This is a genomic window from Planctobacterium marinum, assembly GCF_020687805.1.
Classification (GTDB): Bacteria; Pseudomonadota; Gammaproteobacteria; order Enterobacterales; family Alteromonadaceae; genus Planctobacterium; species Planctobacterium marinum.
Genome location: NZ_JAJEWQ010000003.1, coordinates 375,099 through 390,739, shown reverse-complemented (window position 1 = coordinate 390,739; position 15,641 = coordinate 375,099). Strand labels below are relative to the sequence as shown.

The 15,641-nt window shown below is 47.8% G+C and carries 17 protein-coding genes; 10 read left to right on the top strand and 7 right to left on the bottom strand.

The features are described from left to right. Window positions 1-295 precede the first annotated feature (295 nt). Window positions 296-868: an endonuclease SmrB gene (gene smrB / locus LJ740_RS11530; RefSeq protein WP_229529243.1), complete on the bottom strand. Its 573-nt coding sequence runs from the start codon at window positions 866-868 to the stop codon at window positions 296-298. 150 nt (window positions 869-1,018) lie between these two features. Here smrB and prmB point away from each other — a divergent pair, with 150 nt between their 5' ends. Genes prmB through LJ740_RS11515 form a run of 3 tightly spaced genes read left to right on the top strand, consistent with a single transcriptional unit; the run spans window position 1,019 to window position 4,264 of the window. After that, window positions 1,019-1,963, top strand: coding sequence for a 50S ribosomal protein L3 N(5)-glutamine methyltransferase (gene prmB, locus LJ740_RS11525; protein ID WP_229529242.1), 945 nt, complete (start codon window positions 1,019-1,021; stop codon window positions 1,961-1,963). Beyond that, a complete protein-coding gene (gene aroC, locus LJ740_RS11520; protein ID WP_229529241.1) occupies window positions 1,963-3,066 on the top strand; it encodes a chorismate synthase in 1,104 nt (367 codons plus the stop codon). Before prmB ends, aroC begins: the two co-directional genes overlap by 1 nt. Continuing rightward, the gene (locus LJ740_RS11515) at window positions 3,020-4,264 is read left to right on the top strand and encodes an MFS transporter (RefSeq protein WP_229529240.1); all 1,245 of its coding nucleotides are present in this window, start codon (window positions 3,020-3,022) and stop codon (window positions 4,262-4,264) included. The genes aroC and LJ740_RS11515 overlap by 47 nt, the downstream gene beginning before the upstream one ends. Here LJ740_RS11515 and LJ740_RS23295 read toward each other — a convergent pair. Further along, window positions 4,261-5,433, bottom strand: a complete 1,173-nt coding sequence (locus tag LJ740_RS23295) for a retropepsin-like aspartic protease family protein (RefSeq protein WP_229529239.1) — start codon at window positions 5,431-5,433, stop codon at window positions 4,261-4,263. The genes LJ740_RS11515 and LJ740_RS23295 overlap by 4 nt on opposite strands. A 137-nt stretch (window positions 5,434-5,570) precedes the next feature. Between LJ740_RS23295 and LJ740_RS11505 the strand changes: the two genes are divergently transcribed. After that, window positions 5,571-5,816, top strand: a complete 246-nt coding sequence (locus tag LJ740_RS11505) for a Rho-binding antiterminator (protein WP_229529238.1) — start codon at window positions 5,571-5,573, stop codon at window positions 5,814-5,816. A 136-nt stretch (window positions 5,817-5,952) separates the two neighbouring features. Here the strand turns inward: LJ740_RS11505 and LJ740_RS11500 are convergent, their stop codons facing one another. Genes LJ740_RS11500 through LJ740_RS11480 form a run of 5 tightly spaced genes read right to left on the bottom strand, consistent with a single transcriptional unit; the run spans window position 5,953 to window position 7,942 of the window. Next, window positions 5,953-6,321 carry a cupin domain-containing protein gene (locus tag LJ740_RS11500; protein ID WP_229529237.1) on the bottom strand — a complete coding sequence of 123 codons (369 nt, stop codon included), beginning with the start codon at window positions 6,319-6,321 and terminating at the stop codon, window positions 5,953-5,955. Window positions 6,322-6,342: 21 nt separating this feature from the next. Further along, window positions 6,343-6,642, bottom strand: a complete 300-nt coding sequence (locus LJ740_RS11495) for a hypothetical protein (protein ID WP_229529236.1) — start codon at window positions 6,640-6,642, stop codon at window positions 6,343-6,345. Next, complete coding sequence (locus LJ740_RS11490) at window positions 6,639-7,043, bottom strand: hypothetical protein (protein ID WP_229529235.1); 405 nt, start codon at window positions 7,041-7,043, stop codon at window positions 6,639-6,641. Before LJ740_RS11490 ends, LJ740_RS11495 begins: the two co-directional genes overlap by 4 nt. Before the next feature lie 45 nt (window positions 7,044-7,088). Beyond that, window positions 7,089-7,292: a tautomerase family protein gene (locus LJ740_RS11485; protein ID WP_229529234.1), complete on the bottom strand. Its 204-nt coding sequence runs from the start codon at window positions 7,290-7,292 to the stop codon at window positions 7,089-7,091. 35 nt (window positions 7,293-7,327) lie between these two features. After that, window positions 7,328-7,942: a LysE family translocator gene (locus LJ740_RS11480; protein ID WP_229529233.1), complete on the bottom strand. Its 615-nt coding sequence runs from the start codon at window positions 7,940-7,942 to the stop codon at window positions 7,328-7,330. Between the two features lie 202 nt (window positions 7,943-8,144). Here LJ740_RS11480 and LJ740_RS11475 point away from each other — a divergent pair, with 202 nt between their 5' ends. The 6 genes from LJ740_RS11475 to LJ740_RS11450 all read left to right on the top strand — a co-directional run bounded on the left by LJ740_RS11475 (window position 8,145) and on the right by LJ740_RS11450 (window position 15,523). Next, a complete protein-coding gene (locus tag LJ740_RS11475) occupies window positions 8,145-9,605 on the top strand; it encodes a hypothetical protein (RefSeq protein ID WP_229529232.1) in 1,461 nt (486 codons plus the stop codon). 227 nt (window positions 9,606-9,832) lie between these two features. Then, the gene (locus LJ740_RS11470) at window positions 9,833-11,464 is read left to right on the top strand and encodes a methyl-accepting chemotaxis protein (RefSeq protein ID WP_229529231.1); all 1,632 of its coding nucleotides are present in this window, start codon (window positions 9,833-9,835) and stop codon (window positions 11,462-11,464) included. Between the two features lie 10 nt (window positions 11,465-11,474). Then, window positions 11,475-12,101, top strand: a complete 627-nt coding sequence (locus tag LJ740_RS11465) for a methylamine utilization protein (protein ID WP_229529230.1) — start codon at window positions 11,475-11,477, stop codon at window positions 12,099-12,101. After that, window positions 12,101-13,354 (top strand): porin family protein, encoded by a 1,254-nt coding sequence (locus LJ740_RS11460; protein WP_229529229.1) that lies wholly within the window; start codon window positions 12,101-12,103, stop codon window positions 13,352-13,354. The genes LJ740_RS11465 and LJ740_RS11460 overlap by 1 nt, the downstream gene beginning before the upstream one ends. A gap of 334 nt (window positions 13,355-13,688) precedes the next feature. Continuing rightward, complete coding sequence (locus LJ740_RS11455; protein WP_229529228.1) at window positions 13,689-15,299, top strand: alpha/beta hydrolase; 1,611 nt, start codon at window positions 13,689-13,691, stop codon at window positions 15,297-15,299. Window positions 15,300-15,322: 23 nt separating this feature from the next. Next, complete coding sequence (locus LJ740_RS11450) at window positions 15,323-15,523, top strand: hypothetical protein (protein WP_229529227.1); 201 nt, start codon at window positions 15,323-15,325, stop codon at window positions 15,521-15,523. The last annotated feature ends 118 nt before the right edge of the window (window positions 15,524-15,641 follow it).

Here is a 15,641-nt window from a genome sequence, read left to right as displayed (position 1 = left end):
TGAGCATAATGTTTTGAAACCAGGTTCGTAAATATCAAGTTAAAGCCAGACTGACTATTTTTGGGCTTCGGTTAAGTCGAAAATTGTCAGAAGTGCTGACCCCGGAGTTTATGTTTTTGCGCGTCAGGGGCTGCGGGGGATTCTTAAGGCGCCGTCGGCGCCCCGACAATGATTGTAATCAAATGATAGTGGTTGATTGAGATTTCTGTATCGAAATAAATTTCGACTTACCAAAATAATTCATTAACGGCCTGCAGGCAGGTTAAAAAGCGCATTAGTGCAAAGCCAAACTCTATTATCTGGACCGCCACTCACCGGATTCCTGATCCTGAACATCCAGTAAAATTAACAGAGCGCCTTTACCGCCCCATTCCAGTGGCGCCTGGTGAAACCCCAATACATCCGGGTGTTGCACTAACCAGTTGGGTATTTGCTGCTTTAACACCCGACTGCCTATGCCATGTACGATACACACACAATAATGATGATATTTTTTAGCGGTGTGAATAAATTCGGCAATCTCCCATTTGGCATCTTCTTTATTGTAACCGTGTAAATCCAGAGTCAGATCCGGCGGATATTCGCCGCGACGTAGTCGCTTTACCTCACCGGATAAGGTTTTAGAGCGGGAGAACTTAACCGGTTGGGCGGGATCAAACCAGGCTTCATAGCCGTCGGAAAATTGAAAACTGGCCCGCACCCGACGCTGTTCCAGGCTACTACGCTGTTGTTTTTGTTTAGCGCGGCTAACGGGCGTTGGTTTGGTCTGATGAACCACTTTGTCCTGGGCTAATGGCGCAATGCCTTGTACCGCCTGCTGGAATAATTGCCAGTCATCGTTATCGGTTTTTTTGCCGGGTTTATGCATTGCTGTCAGCTTAATGGGGTTTGCTTGTTAATAGTTTCGCTAGTTTACCAAAATCAAGCGGATTTTTGGTGTCGGTTGTGCAATTAACTTCGGCTTCTCAGTGAAACTGGGGTAAACTTCAGGTTTTTCCAATAGCGACGGGGAGTAGATGTGTCAGGCGAATATCAATTAACAGAGCAGCACATTAATGAAGTTCAACAGGATCTGAAAACCGTTTTGGATTTTGCCCGCTGGACGATGACCCAATTCAATCTGGCCAACATTTATTTTGGTCATGGTACTGATAACGCCTGGGATGAGTCTCTGAGCCTGATTGCGCAGGTTTTACAGTTGCCGCAACCTTTGCATCATGACTTCTTTAATGCCCGTTTAACGGCCTCTGAGAAATTACAGGTAATGGACCTGGTCAAGATCCGTATTGAAAAGCGCATCCCTTTGGCCTATCTGACGCATCAGGCCTGGTTTGCCGGACTACCGTTTTACGTTGATGAACGGGTACTGGTACCTCGCTCACCGTTTGCCGAATTGTTAGCAAATGGGTTTAGTTCCTGGTACGAAACTGCACCGCAAAACATTCTGGATATGTGTACCGGTAGCGCCTGTATCGCAATCGCAGCGGCCTATGTGTTCCCTGAGGCATCTGTAGACGCCGTGGACATCAGCGAAGATGCGCTGGAAGTCGCGGAGATCAACATTCAGGAACATCAGCTGAGTGAACGCGTTTTTCCTATTCAGTCGGATTTGTTCAGCAACCTGCAAGGACAGGAATACGACTTAATTATTTGTAATCCTCCCTACGTAGACGCTGAAGATATGTCAGATCTACCGGAAGAGTTCCATCACGAACCAGAATTGGGCCTGGCCGCGGGTAATTTTGGTCTGGATTTGGTGGACAACATCCTTAAAACTGCTGGACAACACCTAAGTCATAACGGTTGGTTATTTGTCGAAGTGGGTAATTCTCTGGTACATATTCCCGCAGTCTATCCTGATTTACCTTTGCATTGGGTTAACCTGGAGCAAGGGGGAGACGGAATTTTTGCCATTAACAAAGCAAGTTTAGAAGCCTGGAATAACGGAGAAAAGAGCGAATAATGTCGGGAAATACCTTTGGAAAATTATTTACAGTCAGTACTTTTGGCGAAAGTCACGGCATAGCCATTGGCGGAGTAGTGGATGGTTGCCCTCCTGGCCTGGAACTCAGTGAAGCTGATTTACAGCCCGATCTGGATCGTCGCAAACCCGGTACATCCCGATATACAACGGCGCGTCGAGAAGAAGATGAAGTGCAGATCCTGTCTGGCGTTTTTGAAGGTAAAACCACCGGGACATCCATTGGCTTACTGATAAAAAATACCGATCAGCGCTCAAAAGATTATTCCAAAATCAAAGATATTTTCCGACCTGGCCACGCTGATTACACCTATCAGCACAAATACGGTGCCCGGGATTACCGTGGGGGTGGGCGTTCATCAGCCCGCGAGACTGCGGTCAGAGTGGCTGCCGGTGGTATTGCCAAAAAGTACCTCAGGCAGGTACACAATATTGAAATCTATGGTTATTTGTCGCAGTTAGGGCCGGTTAAAATAGACTCAGTTGACAAAGAAATTATCAACGATAATCCGTTTTTCTGTCCTGATGCCAGCAAGCTGGAAGCGCTGGACAGTTACATGCGGGATCTGAAAAAAGAAGGTGATTCCGTTGGTGCTAAGGTGTCCGTTGTGGCCAGTAACGTGCCGGTCGGGCTGGGTGAGCCGGTATTCGATCGCATTGACGCAGAAATTGCCCATGCATTGATGGGCATTAACGCAGTTAAAGGCGTCGAAATCGGTGACGGGTTTGACGTAGTGACGCAAAAAGGCAGCGAGCATCGCGACACTTTGACACCCAAAGGCTTTACCTCGAATCGTTCCGGTGGCGTGTTAGGTGGCATTTCCACCGGTCAGGACATCGTCGCTCATATGGCACTAAAACCGACCTCCAGCATCAGCGTACCTGGTGAAACGATTGATGTTCAGGGGCAAAGTGCAGAAGTTATCACAAAGGGGCGCCACGATCCGTGTGTAGGTATCAGAGCTGTTCCTATTGCAGAGGCCATGTTGGCACTGGTGCTGATGGATCATCTGTTGCGCCATCGCGCGCAAAATGCCCATGTGCACTGCTCCACGCCTGCAATACCAGGACAGGCATCTGAATAATCCACCGTCAGCGCACTCAGCCACCAGAGCCACAGGGCAAAATTTGCTGTTGTTGGCTCTGACTTACTTTTGTTATTTCGGCTATTTTGGCGTCACAGTTCCCTTTCTCGGTGTATTTCTCGATGGTCGTGGTTTTACTTCTGTGCAAATTGGCGAGCTCATTGCCGTAATCACGTTTGTGCGTATTTTGGGGCCCAATCTGTGGGCTATTATTGCTGATAAATCCGGGCAAACCCTGCGAGTGATGCAGGCGGGCTGCCTGATAACGCTGCTGAGTTACTTGTTGTTGTTTAAGGTACAGGATTTCTGGGGCATAAGTTTAGCTTTTGGATTAGTGATGATGTTCTGGACAGCCATCGCACCGCAAATGGAAACCATCACCTTAAACGCCGTGGAAGGAGATGCGAAGCGCTACAGTAATATTCGCCTGTGGGGCAGCGTCGGATTTATTGTTGCCTCAATTGTGGCCGGCATCTTCGTAGATCACAGTGGCTCAGAAAGCATACTGTTACTGAATACAGTAATACTGACAGGGTTGTTTGTGATGAGCCTGCTTATCCGGGACGGTAAAAGCACCTTAGTATCGGAACAGGTTACCCGCTCCATCTGGCAGGCTGCTCTGCACCCTGCGTTTGTCATCTTTATTGTCGCCTCCGTGTTATTGCAATTGAGCTTTGCGCCATACTATGGATTTTTTGCGCTGTATATGCGGGATATGGGCTATGACGCACAGCAAATTGGCTGGCTGGTATCGTTAGGGGTTGCTGCTGAAGTCATCATCTTTTTGTTGGCCGGTAAACTGATCAATCGCATGGGGGTTAAATACACCCTGATTTTTTGTCTGTTGATCACCGGATTGCGCTGGTGGGCGCTGGCGCTGTTCGCAGACCAACCGGTTATTTTACTGTTAAGTCAGTGTATTCATGCCTTTAGTTTTGGATTGGCACATGCCGCTGCCATGCAGTTTATTCATCATCATTTTGGTGAGAACCAAAAAAGCCGTGGCCAGGCGATTTATGTCAGTGTGTCTTTTGGGCTCGGCGGTTCTTTAGGCAGTTACCTGGCTGGTCACTTGTGGCAACAAGGCACTGGCGCCGGGCTGACTTTTTTCATCGCTGCCGCCGCATCGGTGTTCGGAGCATTGTTATTAGGGCTGGTAAAGTCAGCGGATATGCGCAGGTCAACAGCGCCCGGCTAAGAAGAGCGGGCAAACAGATGCAGGCTGTTTTCATCCTGGTCGATTAAAAACCGAAACGCCCGTAAAAAATTCATGCCTAACAAGCCATCGGCTTGCAACTCTTCCAGCGGCAGCACCACCATTGCAATGTTGCTAACCCGATTGCCTTCGATACTCAAGCTTTTGAAACGGTAAACCGGAGCCCGCACCCGGCCATTGGCAGTATTTACTGAATACCTGCCAAGGTACTCTGTATCCAGGCTGTGATTTATCGCGCGAAACAATTCCCGACTGATCACCGTGGTCGATGCGCCGGTATCTATCATCAATACGGCTTCGAACCGGTCCTGAATGAGTGTGCGAACCAGGTAGTGGTCTCCAATCTTATCCAAAGCGATGCCGCTGTCAGTGGTGCTGGCCACTTCTTCTTTGGCTAATTGCTTGTCTCTGAATTGTCGCAACCGGGCTATTTCTGCATCTTGTTGAGGTAAATAGGACAGAACGTTTTCCATTAAACTAAATTGTCCTGATTGCGCATAGGCATAGGCAAGGTTAACCAGAATTTCACGGTTGTTCTGATCATAGGCCATCAGGGTTTCCAGCGATGTGGCTAAAATATCCCAGGCGCCTACTTCGGCAAGCTGAGTCATCATGGCATTCAGGTCTTGCTTAATCTTACCGGCGATAAGCGCCTCAAGGTGTTCATTGATATCGCTCTGGAGCAGGGTATAAAGGCTTACCAGCAGATCAGTCGGGGCTTCGTTGTGTTGGTTGTTGAGAATTTCCAGATACAGAAACTCGCTGTCATAGGGCCAAAGTTTGAGGTAATCCTGAATAAACAGGCTGTAGGGGTGCGTAGATTCACTGGATTGTGACTGCCTAATCGCCGAATGGATACGTTCAAACCATTGCTGTTTGATTTGCTCAGCCTGCTCGGGAGACGTCTGCGCTAACGTTTCATACAGGGACAGGACAGTATCAAAATCAAATTCGCTGAATGCAATTTCCAATGGTGAAGGCTCGTTAATGGTTTGCGGTACGCTTCGGGGCGCGGACAGATCAGCGCGTTGAGTTTTAAATTCACTCTGCTCCTGACTAAAATCGCCCAGAGTGAGTTGTGCAAAGAAATATACGTTTAACGCAATGGACAGGGCCAGTAGTCCACTTAGCAGAACAACAACAAGTCTCACGATTGGGGCATTAATTTAGTCAATAATAGGCTAATGTTAGCGCTATTCTTGTCAGAAGAACAATGTCTTATGCTGTTATTTTTGCCGTTGTTGTCCGGTCTTTCATTGAGACGCGAAGCAATCAAAGGAATTTAATCATGTTGAAATGCGATTTACACGACTATCTGGAAATCATTTGCATGTTTCATTATAACGTCAAGGTTGTAACCAAAAAGGGCGCCAGCCACTCAGGTCTTGCAGAGGATGTTTTGCTATCAGATAAACGACAGGAAGTACTGCGCATTAAAACGGTAGATCAAGATCAGATTGAAGTTGTTACAGAAGAGATTGAGGAAATTCAGGTTATTACTCCAAATGCCCGATTTCAGACGGTGCGCTTTTAATCTGAAGTAAACGTCCGCATCCTTGCGTAAAGCACTCCATCGCTTTCCCTTCTTGAATTCCTGAGAAGATGGCAACAATGTTAACGCCAGTGGCGTTTTAAACAAGTGGCAAAAATGATAGCTGGTTCACAATTTACTACTTATTAGCAGGTTTAGCAGGAAAGCGATCACCATGACTTGGCGGGGTAGACGTGACTGTAAAAATCAGTGCTTCATCCTGTTGATTGCTGAGTTGGTGCGGAATTCCGGCGCTGATATGCATACCCTGTTGGGGGGCGAGGGTATACACGGTGTTATCTACTTCCAGGGTTGCAATGCCCGACACTACAAAAAAGAATTGTTCTGCATGTCGATGGAAGTGACGCTGCTCACCAGCGCCCGGTGGGACGCGTTCCTGAATCACACTGAGCTGTTGGGTTTTTACCAGATGCCACCCATCACATACGTCACCCCAGCGATAGTGTTCGGCATTCGCCATGGAAATCGGCTTGCTTTTAGTTGTCACCTGATGCGCTTACCTGTAATGCTATTGTTCATTTGGGAGATAGAGCCTTTCAGTGGCCTTTGCTAATTGCGCTGAAGGTAAATACTGGTCGGAAATCGTCATGATGGCGTGCAAGTTGTTTCTCAGTTTATCCTGCGATAACGCTTGCGGTGACATTGCCGTTTGCAGCAAATGCAGAGCCATATCTGCCAGTAACAAGCGCTGTTTTTCAGGCCAACTGGCATCGCCTTTTTTGGCTTGATGCTCAAGGTAGGCTTTTTCTACTGCTTCATGCAGCTCCCAACTTGTGTCAATAATGTGTTGTTTTTGTTCAGGTGTCATTGTTTTTTCCGCCAGACTTCGTATTCTACCCGCACTGCGTCTTCCCATCGTGATGTGCGCCAGTAGTCACCTTCCAGTTCGTAATCGAAAACATATTGTTGGCCTTTAGGAGCCTGGTAAGAGGTAAAAATCGGTGTTTCAATGTACTGAGTGCCAGTATCTTCAAAGGTGCCCGTTCCCGATCCCCAAAACGTTTCTCCAGACAGGGTAACAAAGCTAAAGTGCTGTTGATTTATGATTTTGATGGCCTTGAGGTTGAGTTCACTATAGGCCACCAGTTTACCCTTGTGATCCCGGTATTCACCGGACTCCAGCTCCCAAACACCCTCTAAATGTGTAGCGTAACAGGTGCCGGTGACAAACAGCGTAATAACTGTGATTATTGATTTTAAACAGTGCAAAAGCGCTCTCCTGGGGGCTGCGTTATAGTTGTGTTGCATCAAGGATTAATCAGTTTGAGTCTTTTTCCAGTCATCGGTGAGCATACCGGCATAACCCCAGTCCTGCTCGTCAATTTCCTGAATAACCACGTGGGTGTATTCTGGCTTTTTGCCCAACACCCGGTTCAGCGACGCAGTGATATCTTTCACCAGTTCAGCTTTTTGAGCTCTGCTGGCTCCTTTTGTGATTTGTACATTTACGTATGGCATAAGCGATGTTCCTTTATAATCAGTGTGTGAATGATTTAGCCTTTCATGGCAACCCAAAAGCCACTGCCCAGCAACAAAGACCCGGCCCCGAAGCGCAAAAAGGGTTTGTCAGAGGCTGATGACAATGATGCCTGGGCTTTGTGGGTCGCCAATACATAGCACAGCATCACACCCCCAACGGCGATAGCCGCGATGACATACAATGCGGCCGTCTCGATAAGTGTAATGTCGGCAAGATCCACAAAAGCCGGGAAAAAGCTCAGATAAAACAAAATGGCCTTGGGGTTGCCCAGCGTGGTAAACAGTCCGGCGGCAAAGCTCAATCCGTATCGGGAGGATGCAACCGGCGTCACCCTGGTGCGTTTGTTTTGTACCAGAATCAGGGAGACACCCAGCCAGAAAAGGTAAGCTGCACCCAGGTATTTTACCAGGGTAAAAAAGGTTCCCGTCACTTCAGACAGGGCCGCCAGACCGAGCAGGGCTAAAGTAATAAACACAAAATCCCCGACAACGATACCTATTGATGCCACAACGCCATGACGATACCCGGAAGCAAGGGTGCGGGCGACAACAGCAAAAATTCCCGGGCCGGGAATAACGGCCAGGATTACCAAAGCGCCAAATAAGGCGAACGCTGATAGCAGTGTCATAACCTATCCTGAATTTGTATTCACAGCGATAAATTATCATCGCCGGTGTTTTGGAGACAAGGGGGCAGTGTGTCTGCCCATGAATACCGAGAGTGTCTGTTAAAAACTGGCAAAAAACAACGTTGTTTCACACGCTCATTCACACGAACCGTCTGTATATTCACGCTCCCAAACAGCTCCGGTTAAGCATGAAGGAACAAGCATGAGCAAACACAAGATGAGTGAAAACTACTTTACTCAGGCCGTAAAGTCACTGGCCGCGCGAATAGAGCAATATTCCGGAAAGCAAAGTTCGCTATACAAACACGCTTCTTTATTATTTGAATCTCATCAAATAGAGCATCAGGCAACCCAGAATAAACAATCAAATCTGGGTGCTGATAATTTAGCCAGAGGCAATCCTTATGGCCCATATCATCGCAATTTCTTAAAAGAAAAACTCGAAGAAAAACTGCAAGATAACTATGCAGAATGGTGTGCCGTATGCGAGGAGATTTATACCCTGGTCGGGGCCGCAAGTCCGGAGCGCCGGCAGCAAAAGTGTGCCCGTCTAATGAGTACTATTTTGTTGTTAAGTCGCTGGGAAAGAGACAAGCCAATGTTTCAGGCCGGGCGACATTTGTATCGCGCAACGTTAAGTATATTGCTGTTAGATCATATGCTCAGCCAGGGATTGATTAAAAATAGCTATGTTCTGAAATACGCTGAGCAACGAATAGAAGGGCCCAAAACATACAGCGATAACAATGACAATGATGACATTGTTGATGCAACCTGTCCCTTTAAAACCCATATTCAGATACCGATGATCATGGCTTCGTTACTGCAGGAAGTGGGGACCATTCACCCGGAAATAAGGGCACTGAACAAGGCACTGGAGCAAGAGACTGACTTGTGCCCAACAAAACGCAGAAAAATGACAGTGCGCATAGACCAGGAAGCGTATGGTTTTACCCTGAATTATCTCTCTGAGGGGATTGAAGCGGGCAACCAACCACTAAACAGATTGTGTCGTAAACAACATCAACAGGCCGAAGAAAACAAAGAAAAATTCAAATTCATCCGAACGTTATTACATTGTGCGGCATTTAAACCCGGTACAGTTGGGGATTTGTTGCGTTTGCCGCAAATGTATACCAACTTATTGATGTCTCCGGCCTGCCACTATGACAACATTCCCAAAATTACCCGTGTCATTTGCGATCGAGCCAGGCGTGGATTAGTCGGAAAAGATGCCGTGACAAGTCTGGAAACCATCCTGGGGTACTTTCCGCCTGGCTATGGCATCGCTTATATTCCGAAATGTGGGGAAGAAAAGGACCAGGACCGGTATGAATTCGCCATTGTGACCAGCCTGTATCCGGCTTCACCAAAGCATCCGCGCTGTCGGGCCGTCACCCGCAACCTGACATACTCCGCCGTTGGGCAAGATATGATCATTGCTAAAGAGAACAACCTGTATTTCCGGTTTGCCCGAAAGAAGTTAGAAAGAGTGCCGGAAAAACGATTACGAGAAATACTGGCTCTGTTGTACTTTGATGCTTCGCGACGAATGATGGTTAGCAGTCTAATCCCCAGTTTTTGGTTGCCCTATGAGTACTTTGCTTATTCCCGTCATCAGAATTTATGGGGCAATACGCTCAATGAACTCACAGCCGCCTGATTTGCTTCCTGTGATGAGTGCGTAGTTTCGCCTACGGGATTTTCTATGTTGACCTGCTGCTCATCCGACGAGTGGCAAGTAAATCAATCAAAATACAACGCTAATTACCACGAAAAGATCCACGGGGGTACTCTAACCTCAGTGAAATTTCAGTTTTATCTGGTTACACAGCAATCAGGCATAAGTTCACGGGAAAGCTTGATGTTAGTTGCGAGGAGCGCCTTTCCATGAAAATTCGTCATCAAATCCTGTTTATATCCTGCATGGTGACGTCAGTAGTGCTGGGAAACATTGCCGCGCTGTATTTCAGCACAGCAATCATGGGTAATAGCATCGACACTATCTCAAAAAAATACCTGGTTGCCGTTCAGGCAGTTTTATCGGCGGAAGCTAACCTTAACCGGGCGATATCTACAGAGCGCACTATTATCCTTGTTGACCCGGCTAAACCGCTTTTTTCTGGCCTTAAAACCTATCATGAAACCAATATTGCCTCTGCAATCAGGTTATTGAATGACGTGAGAGCATTGCAACTAGATGATGTCGATGAGGATCTGATCCAGGCTGCGGAAAACGCTTTGCACAAGTGGAGTGAGATCTCTTTCAGGGTGTTTTTACTGCGCGAGCAAAATAGTCGTGAAAGTCGTCGTCAGGCACTTGAGCTCACCATGAAAGACGCCAACTTCGAATTTGCCCTGTTAAAAGACACGATGAGCGGTCTGATTCAACAAATCAACACAGGTGCCAGGCAGGTTGTAACTGACTCGGAACACAGTCAACGCAACCTCCAACTGGCCATTTCAGGCATTGCCGTACTTTCAACGGGCATGGTGATCCTGGTTTGCTTTTTGCTCTCCCGTTCCATTGTTGCTCCCATCAATAAGTTGAAAAAGCAATTTGACGTCATTGCCTCCGGACAGGGAGATCTCACCACCCGGTTACCTGTTCAGGGGGACAGTGAATTTACGGATCTGGCGTTGGCATTTAACCGGTTTTGTAAAAATCAAAGTGCCTTAATCAGTGACATCAAGGGCACCTTGCAGCAGGTCAATATCAGCTGTGCAAATGTTATGAGCAGCATGCAGGCGTCTCAGTCAAATGCTGATGATACAACTTCTAACAGCGAACGGGTCAACAATGACATGGTAATGATGGTTAACTCTATTGAGTGCATCCAAACAAGCACGAATACTGCGCTCACCCTTGCAGAGCAGGCCCGTGTCTTAGTCAATGACGCTGACGATTCTCTGATACTGGCCAGCGAAACTATCGGCAACATGAGCCAGGAAGTAGAGCGTATCGCCTCTGCTATCAAGGCTTTGTCGGGCTGTACCAAAGATATTGAACAAGTGACCGGTGCTATCAACGAGATTGCTGAACAAACCAATTTATTGTCTCTTAATGCCGCCATTGAAGCGGCCCGGGCGCAGCAACACGGGCGGGGATTTGCGGTGGTGGCAGGGGAGGTGAGAAACCTGTCGAAGGTAACTCAAAAGCTGACCCAGGATATTGGCAAAAATTTGCAAATGCTACTTGAAGCATCGCGTCATGCTGATTGTGTCATGGTGCAAAGCCTGGAACACTCCCGTCAGTTAAGCGAGCGAGCCACCAACATTCGCCGCTTAATGTCGCACATCAATGACGCCAGTGAAGAACAACTGGTTGCCAATCAATCGGTATCCCTGCAAGTCAAAGAGCAGCAGCAGATTGTGGTTACCACAACAACCAGGGTTAGTGGTCTTAAGTCGCTGGCAGATGACGCAAAAACCTTGTCGTCAGAGGTCAGCGAAAAAATGCAAATGTTGAAAAATAATGCATTGAGTCTTCAGCATTTGCTAAATCAGTTCAAAACAGAGTGAGGTTAACACATTGATTTATTTTAAATTTATTTTATCCGGGATACTGCTTAGTTTATCTTCTCAGATTTATGCAGTGCAAATTACCGTAAAGGACGCCAATGACAAACCCCTTAAAAATGTGCTGGTGATGCTGCCTGGTGATAATCAGACCGCGAAACCGGTAACCCTGCAACAGGCCAAAATGTCGCAACGGGACAAGCAGTTCACGCCTCACATCCTGGCGGTGCAGCAAGGCACACCTGTGGTCTTTCCAAATGAGGACGACATTGCCCATCACGTTTATTCATTTTCAGAGGCGAAACAGTTTGAAAAGAAGATTTATCGCGGCGATGACCAGACACCTGTGGTCTTTGAAAACGCCGGTATTGTAAAACTCGGCTGTAACGTGCATGACTGGATGTTGGGCTATATTTTTGTGGTGGATTCGCCGTTTTTTGCACTCACTGATGAAAATGGCAACGCAACGCTTGATGGTCTGCACAGTGGCGTAAAATCCGTTAAACTTTGGCATCCTCTGTTGCACGATGGTGAAATTACAGAGCGGGAAATTGCGCTGCAGGAGCACAACGCAATACAGCTTGAAACAACCCTTATCGAAGCCGATGATTTCGATATTGATGACCTGGGAACTTACTAATGACTTTATCAAATCAAGCAAAAAAAGTATTTAGGTGTCCATCGCTGCTATTGACGGCGTTGTGTTGTGGTATGTCACATCAGGCTGGTGCCGCTTTCAACTTCGAAGCATTGCTTCAGCTCAACCTGGTGCACAGTGAAGGAACTCAAAGTTGGTTGCAACGACAAACCGGGCAGACCCGATACGACGAGGATGACAGCCTGGAATTGGGGCAGGCTTTGGCCGCTTTATCCTACGATATCAACAGCTATACAAGTTTACACAGCGTAGTGCATTACCAGACTGAGCAGGACGCCGGATTTGGCACCAGTCAATTGTATCTGAAGTACAAGCCCATATGGTCAGCAACCTACCGACCGACCTTTAAAGTGGGCGTTTTTTATCCGGAAATGTCGTTTGAAAACACCGATATGGGCTGGCTTTCGCCCTATACTTATAGCTTTTCAGCCATCAACAGCTGGATCGCTGAGGAACAACGCACCGGTGGTATTGAAGCTAAACTGGATATCGTTAATCAAGGCTCTGCGCACAAATTCAGTGTTACCGGGGCATTGTACAAGGGAAATGACACCCTGGGTTCTATGCTTGGTTGGCGCGGCTGGGCAATACACAATAAACAAAGTGTACTCAACGAGATTATCTTCTTTGACAGGTATCCCTCGCTTGGACCAGAAGGGGAACTTGCCGCACAAGCAGCCTGGGCAGAACCCAGCAGAGAAATTGACGGTCGCATCGGCTTCTATGTCGGTGGTGAGTGGAATTATCGCGGCAAAAGCCGGCTTCGCTATTTTTATTATGACAATAATGGCGACATTCATGCCCCCAGGGCTGATGGCGGTCAGTTCGCATGGGACACCCGTTATCACAGCCTCGCCTGGCAGTACCGATTTAACAAGTCGTGGCGTCTCATCGCTCAATCCATGGTGGGCAATAGCGAAATGTGGAATGGTAAATTAAACATCGACTTTGCCGCATATTACCTGTTACTGAACTACACCCAGGAGCAACATCGGGTGTCATTACGGCTCGACAAATTTGAAACCAAAGATATCGATCACATCAGCTCGGATGACAATGACGGGCACGGCAATGGGATCACATTGAGTTACAAATACAAAATTAATGATGCCTGGCAAGTAGGTGCTGAATATCTCTATCTGGACGGGTTTCGCGCAAGCCGTTTACAGTTCCCTGACCAGCAAGCCGATGTCAGTCAAAATCAAATCATGGGTGCGCTGGAATATCGATTCTGACGCTGAACTGGCGGTTAATCGCCCCCGCACTGGCGGGGGCACGTAAAGCGTAATAATGAGCCTGAAAGTGCGGCATTAACTGTAGGCGAATGCCGTGAAGCATAGGCGCACATTATCGTGACACTATTATCTTTTTCATCTCAATGAGCCGACAAAGCAGGCCGCTGTCTGATGTCCGGCACTGACTGTGGCACCCCCTTACTTTGATCTAAACTGCTCAAGAATCACTGTTGAATCAGGCATTAATTGATTAAGATGTGCCAGAGTTTGTCATGGCTTTCGTGACCATTAATGGACGGTTGTTTAGGAATAAAAGGGTAAATAAGGCGTAATTATGAGCATCTCCATGAGTGTTTTAGGCGAGCTTAAAGTTCTTCAAAATGGACAGGCTATGCCATTGCCGACGTCTAAGCGCACGCGCGCGCTGCTGGCATTTCTGGCCATCACCGCCCGTCCACATCGCCGGGATCGTCTGTGTGAAATCTTCTGGGAATCTCCCAGCGATCCGCGCGGAGCATTAAGATGGTCGCTCAGCAAACTAAGGTCGGTGGTCAATTTCGAGACAGAATACCTCAAAGCAGACCGGGAACGGGTACGCCTCGATGTCGCTGATATCGATCTGGATATTAAGCGACTCCGTGAAGCTGCGGACAAGCAATCACTGACGGTTGATTCGCTTAAAGCATTGGCTGATAAATTCGATTTGCCGCTACTCAGTGGGTTAGATTTGCCAGATCAGGCACTTTACCAAAAGTGGTTAGTGGCCGAGCGCAACGAATGGCTTAAAACGCGAGCAAAAGTGCTTTCCCGGCTGGTCGATAGTGGCGAGCTGTCCTATCTGGAGAGGTTACAATGGGCCAGAGAATGGGAAAAAGCCGACCCGTTTAACCCCAAAGCTGCGACCAGCCTTGTAACGTTGCTGGAATTGATGAATTTCCCTGTTGAAGTTGCCAGTCTGACGCGGGAGTTTAAGAAGCGATTTATGAATGCGGGTATTGGCTGGTCCTCAGAAGCCCGCACACAGTTTGCCGCTTCCGGGCAGCCAGTGGCGCAATCTGAAGTCGCAGATATTCCCACCCTGCCCGAACCCAGCGACAGGGAACTGTTGTTTCGTCAACGTATCCAGTTTTGCAGAGCATACGACGGCGTGCGATTAGCGTATGCCAGTATTGGCAAAGGAAAACCCATAGTCAAAGCTGCCAACTGGCTGAGCCACCTGGAATACGACTGGGATGCGCCTATCTGGAGTCCCTTGTACCGGGAGCTGGCGAAAGATTTTCGGTTTATCCGCTATGATGAACGCGGCAATGGGTTGTCCGACTGGGAAGTTGATGACATCTCATTTACGTCTTTTGTGACGGATCTCGAAACGGTTGTTGCATCCGCCTGCGATGAAAAGTTTGCCCTGCTGGGAATTTCTCAGGGCGCGGCGGTTTCGATTGATTATGCCGTGCGCAATCCGGATAAAGTGTCCCACCTGATCTTGTTCGGTGGATACGCCGCAGGCTGGCGACACAATGCAACAGAGGCAATAGTGCGGGAGCGGGAAGCAGTGATGACGCTGACAGAAGTGGGGTGGGGGCAGGACAACTCTGCTTATCGACACATCTTTAGTTCCACCTTTATGCCCGACGCAACACCTGATGAGCTAACCTGGTTTAATGACTTTCAACGGTTAACCACATCACCTCAAAATGCAGTCAGATTTCTGGAGGTATTCAGCCGCATAAATGTGCTGCAACAATTGTCTAAAATCACGGTGCCGACACTGGTGATCCATTCCATGGGAGACCGGAGAATCCCAGTCGAAGTTGGCCGAGAATTGGCTGCTTCTATTCCCAATGCTGAGTTTGTCGGGTTGGAAAGCAATGGTCATTTGCTGCTCGGCAGAGAGCCGGCTTCTGCTAAATTTCTCGCCACTATCCGAGACTTCCTCAACAGTTAGCAATCGTGAAATGAGCCTGTAAAGTGGTTATTGCCATAAAAAAGTTTCAGGAAAGCTTTCCAGATAATGAAGTCAACATTCTTGATGTTGCCAGTGATGATCCGTCAATCCGCTTACGCGGTATCTACCTGGACTCCCCAAACAGCGATGACATGATACTGTTTTTACGCCAGAGTTGTCAGTCAGACTGTTTGAAGCCAGTCAGTCAAAAAACAAGCAATTAATGATGATTGCAGGTGCCACACACGGCAATATGCTCAAAGATGCGGCCGATCAGGCGCGATATCGCGAGTTTCTGGGCACAATTGGCAGGTAGAACAAGCTCAAACGGAGATTTGTGAA

Excerpts from the sequence above, each read along its gene's own strand:
- smrB (WP_229529243.1), bottom strand. The coding sequence starts at position 868 with ATGCATAAACCCGGCAAAAAAACCGATAACGATGACTGGCAATTATTC.
- aroC (WP_229529241.1), top strand. The coding sequence starts at position 1,963 with ATGTCGGGAAATACCTTTGGAAAATTATTTACAGTCAGTACTTTTGGC.
- LJ740_RS11515 (WP_229529240.1), top strand. The coding sequence starts at position 3,020 with ATGTGCACTGCTCCACGCCTGCAATACCAGGACAGGCATCTGAATAAT.
- LJ740_RS11505 (WP_229529238.1), top strand. The coding sequence starts at position 5,571 with ATGTTGAAATGCGATTTACACGACTATCTGGAAATCATTTGCATGTTT.
- LJ740_RS11495 (WP_229529236.1), bottom strand. The coding sequence starts at position 6,642 with ATGACACCTGAACAAAAACAACACATTATTGACACAAGTTGGGAGCTG.
- LJ740_RS11485 (WP_229529234.1), bottom strand. The coding sequence starts at position 7,292 with ATGCCATACGTAAATGTACAAATCACAAAAGGAGCCAGCAGAGCTCAA.
- LJ740_RS11480 (WP_229529233.1), bottom strand. The coding sequence starts at position 7,942 with ATGACACTGCTATCAGCGTTCGCCTTATTTGGCGCTTTGGTAATCCTG.
- LJ740_RS11475 (WP_229529232.1), top strand. The coding sequence starts at position 8,145 with ATGAGCAAACACAAGATGAGTGAAAACTACTTTACTCAGGCCGTAAAG.
- LJ740_RS11470 (WP_229529231.1), top strand. The coding sequence starts at position 9,833 with ATGAAAATTCGTCATCAAATCCTGTTTATATCCTGCATGGTGACGTCA.
- LJ740_RS11460 (WP_229529229.1), top strand. The coding sequence starts at position 12,101 with ATGACTTTATCAAATCAAGCAAAAAAAGTATTTAGGTGTCCATCGCTG.
- LJ740_RS11455 (WP_229529228.1), top strand. The coding sequence starts at position 13,689 with ATGAGCATCTCCATGAGTGTTTTAGGCGAGCTTAAAGTTCTTCAAAAT.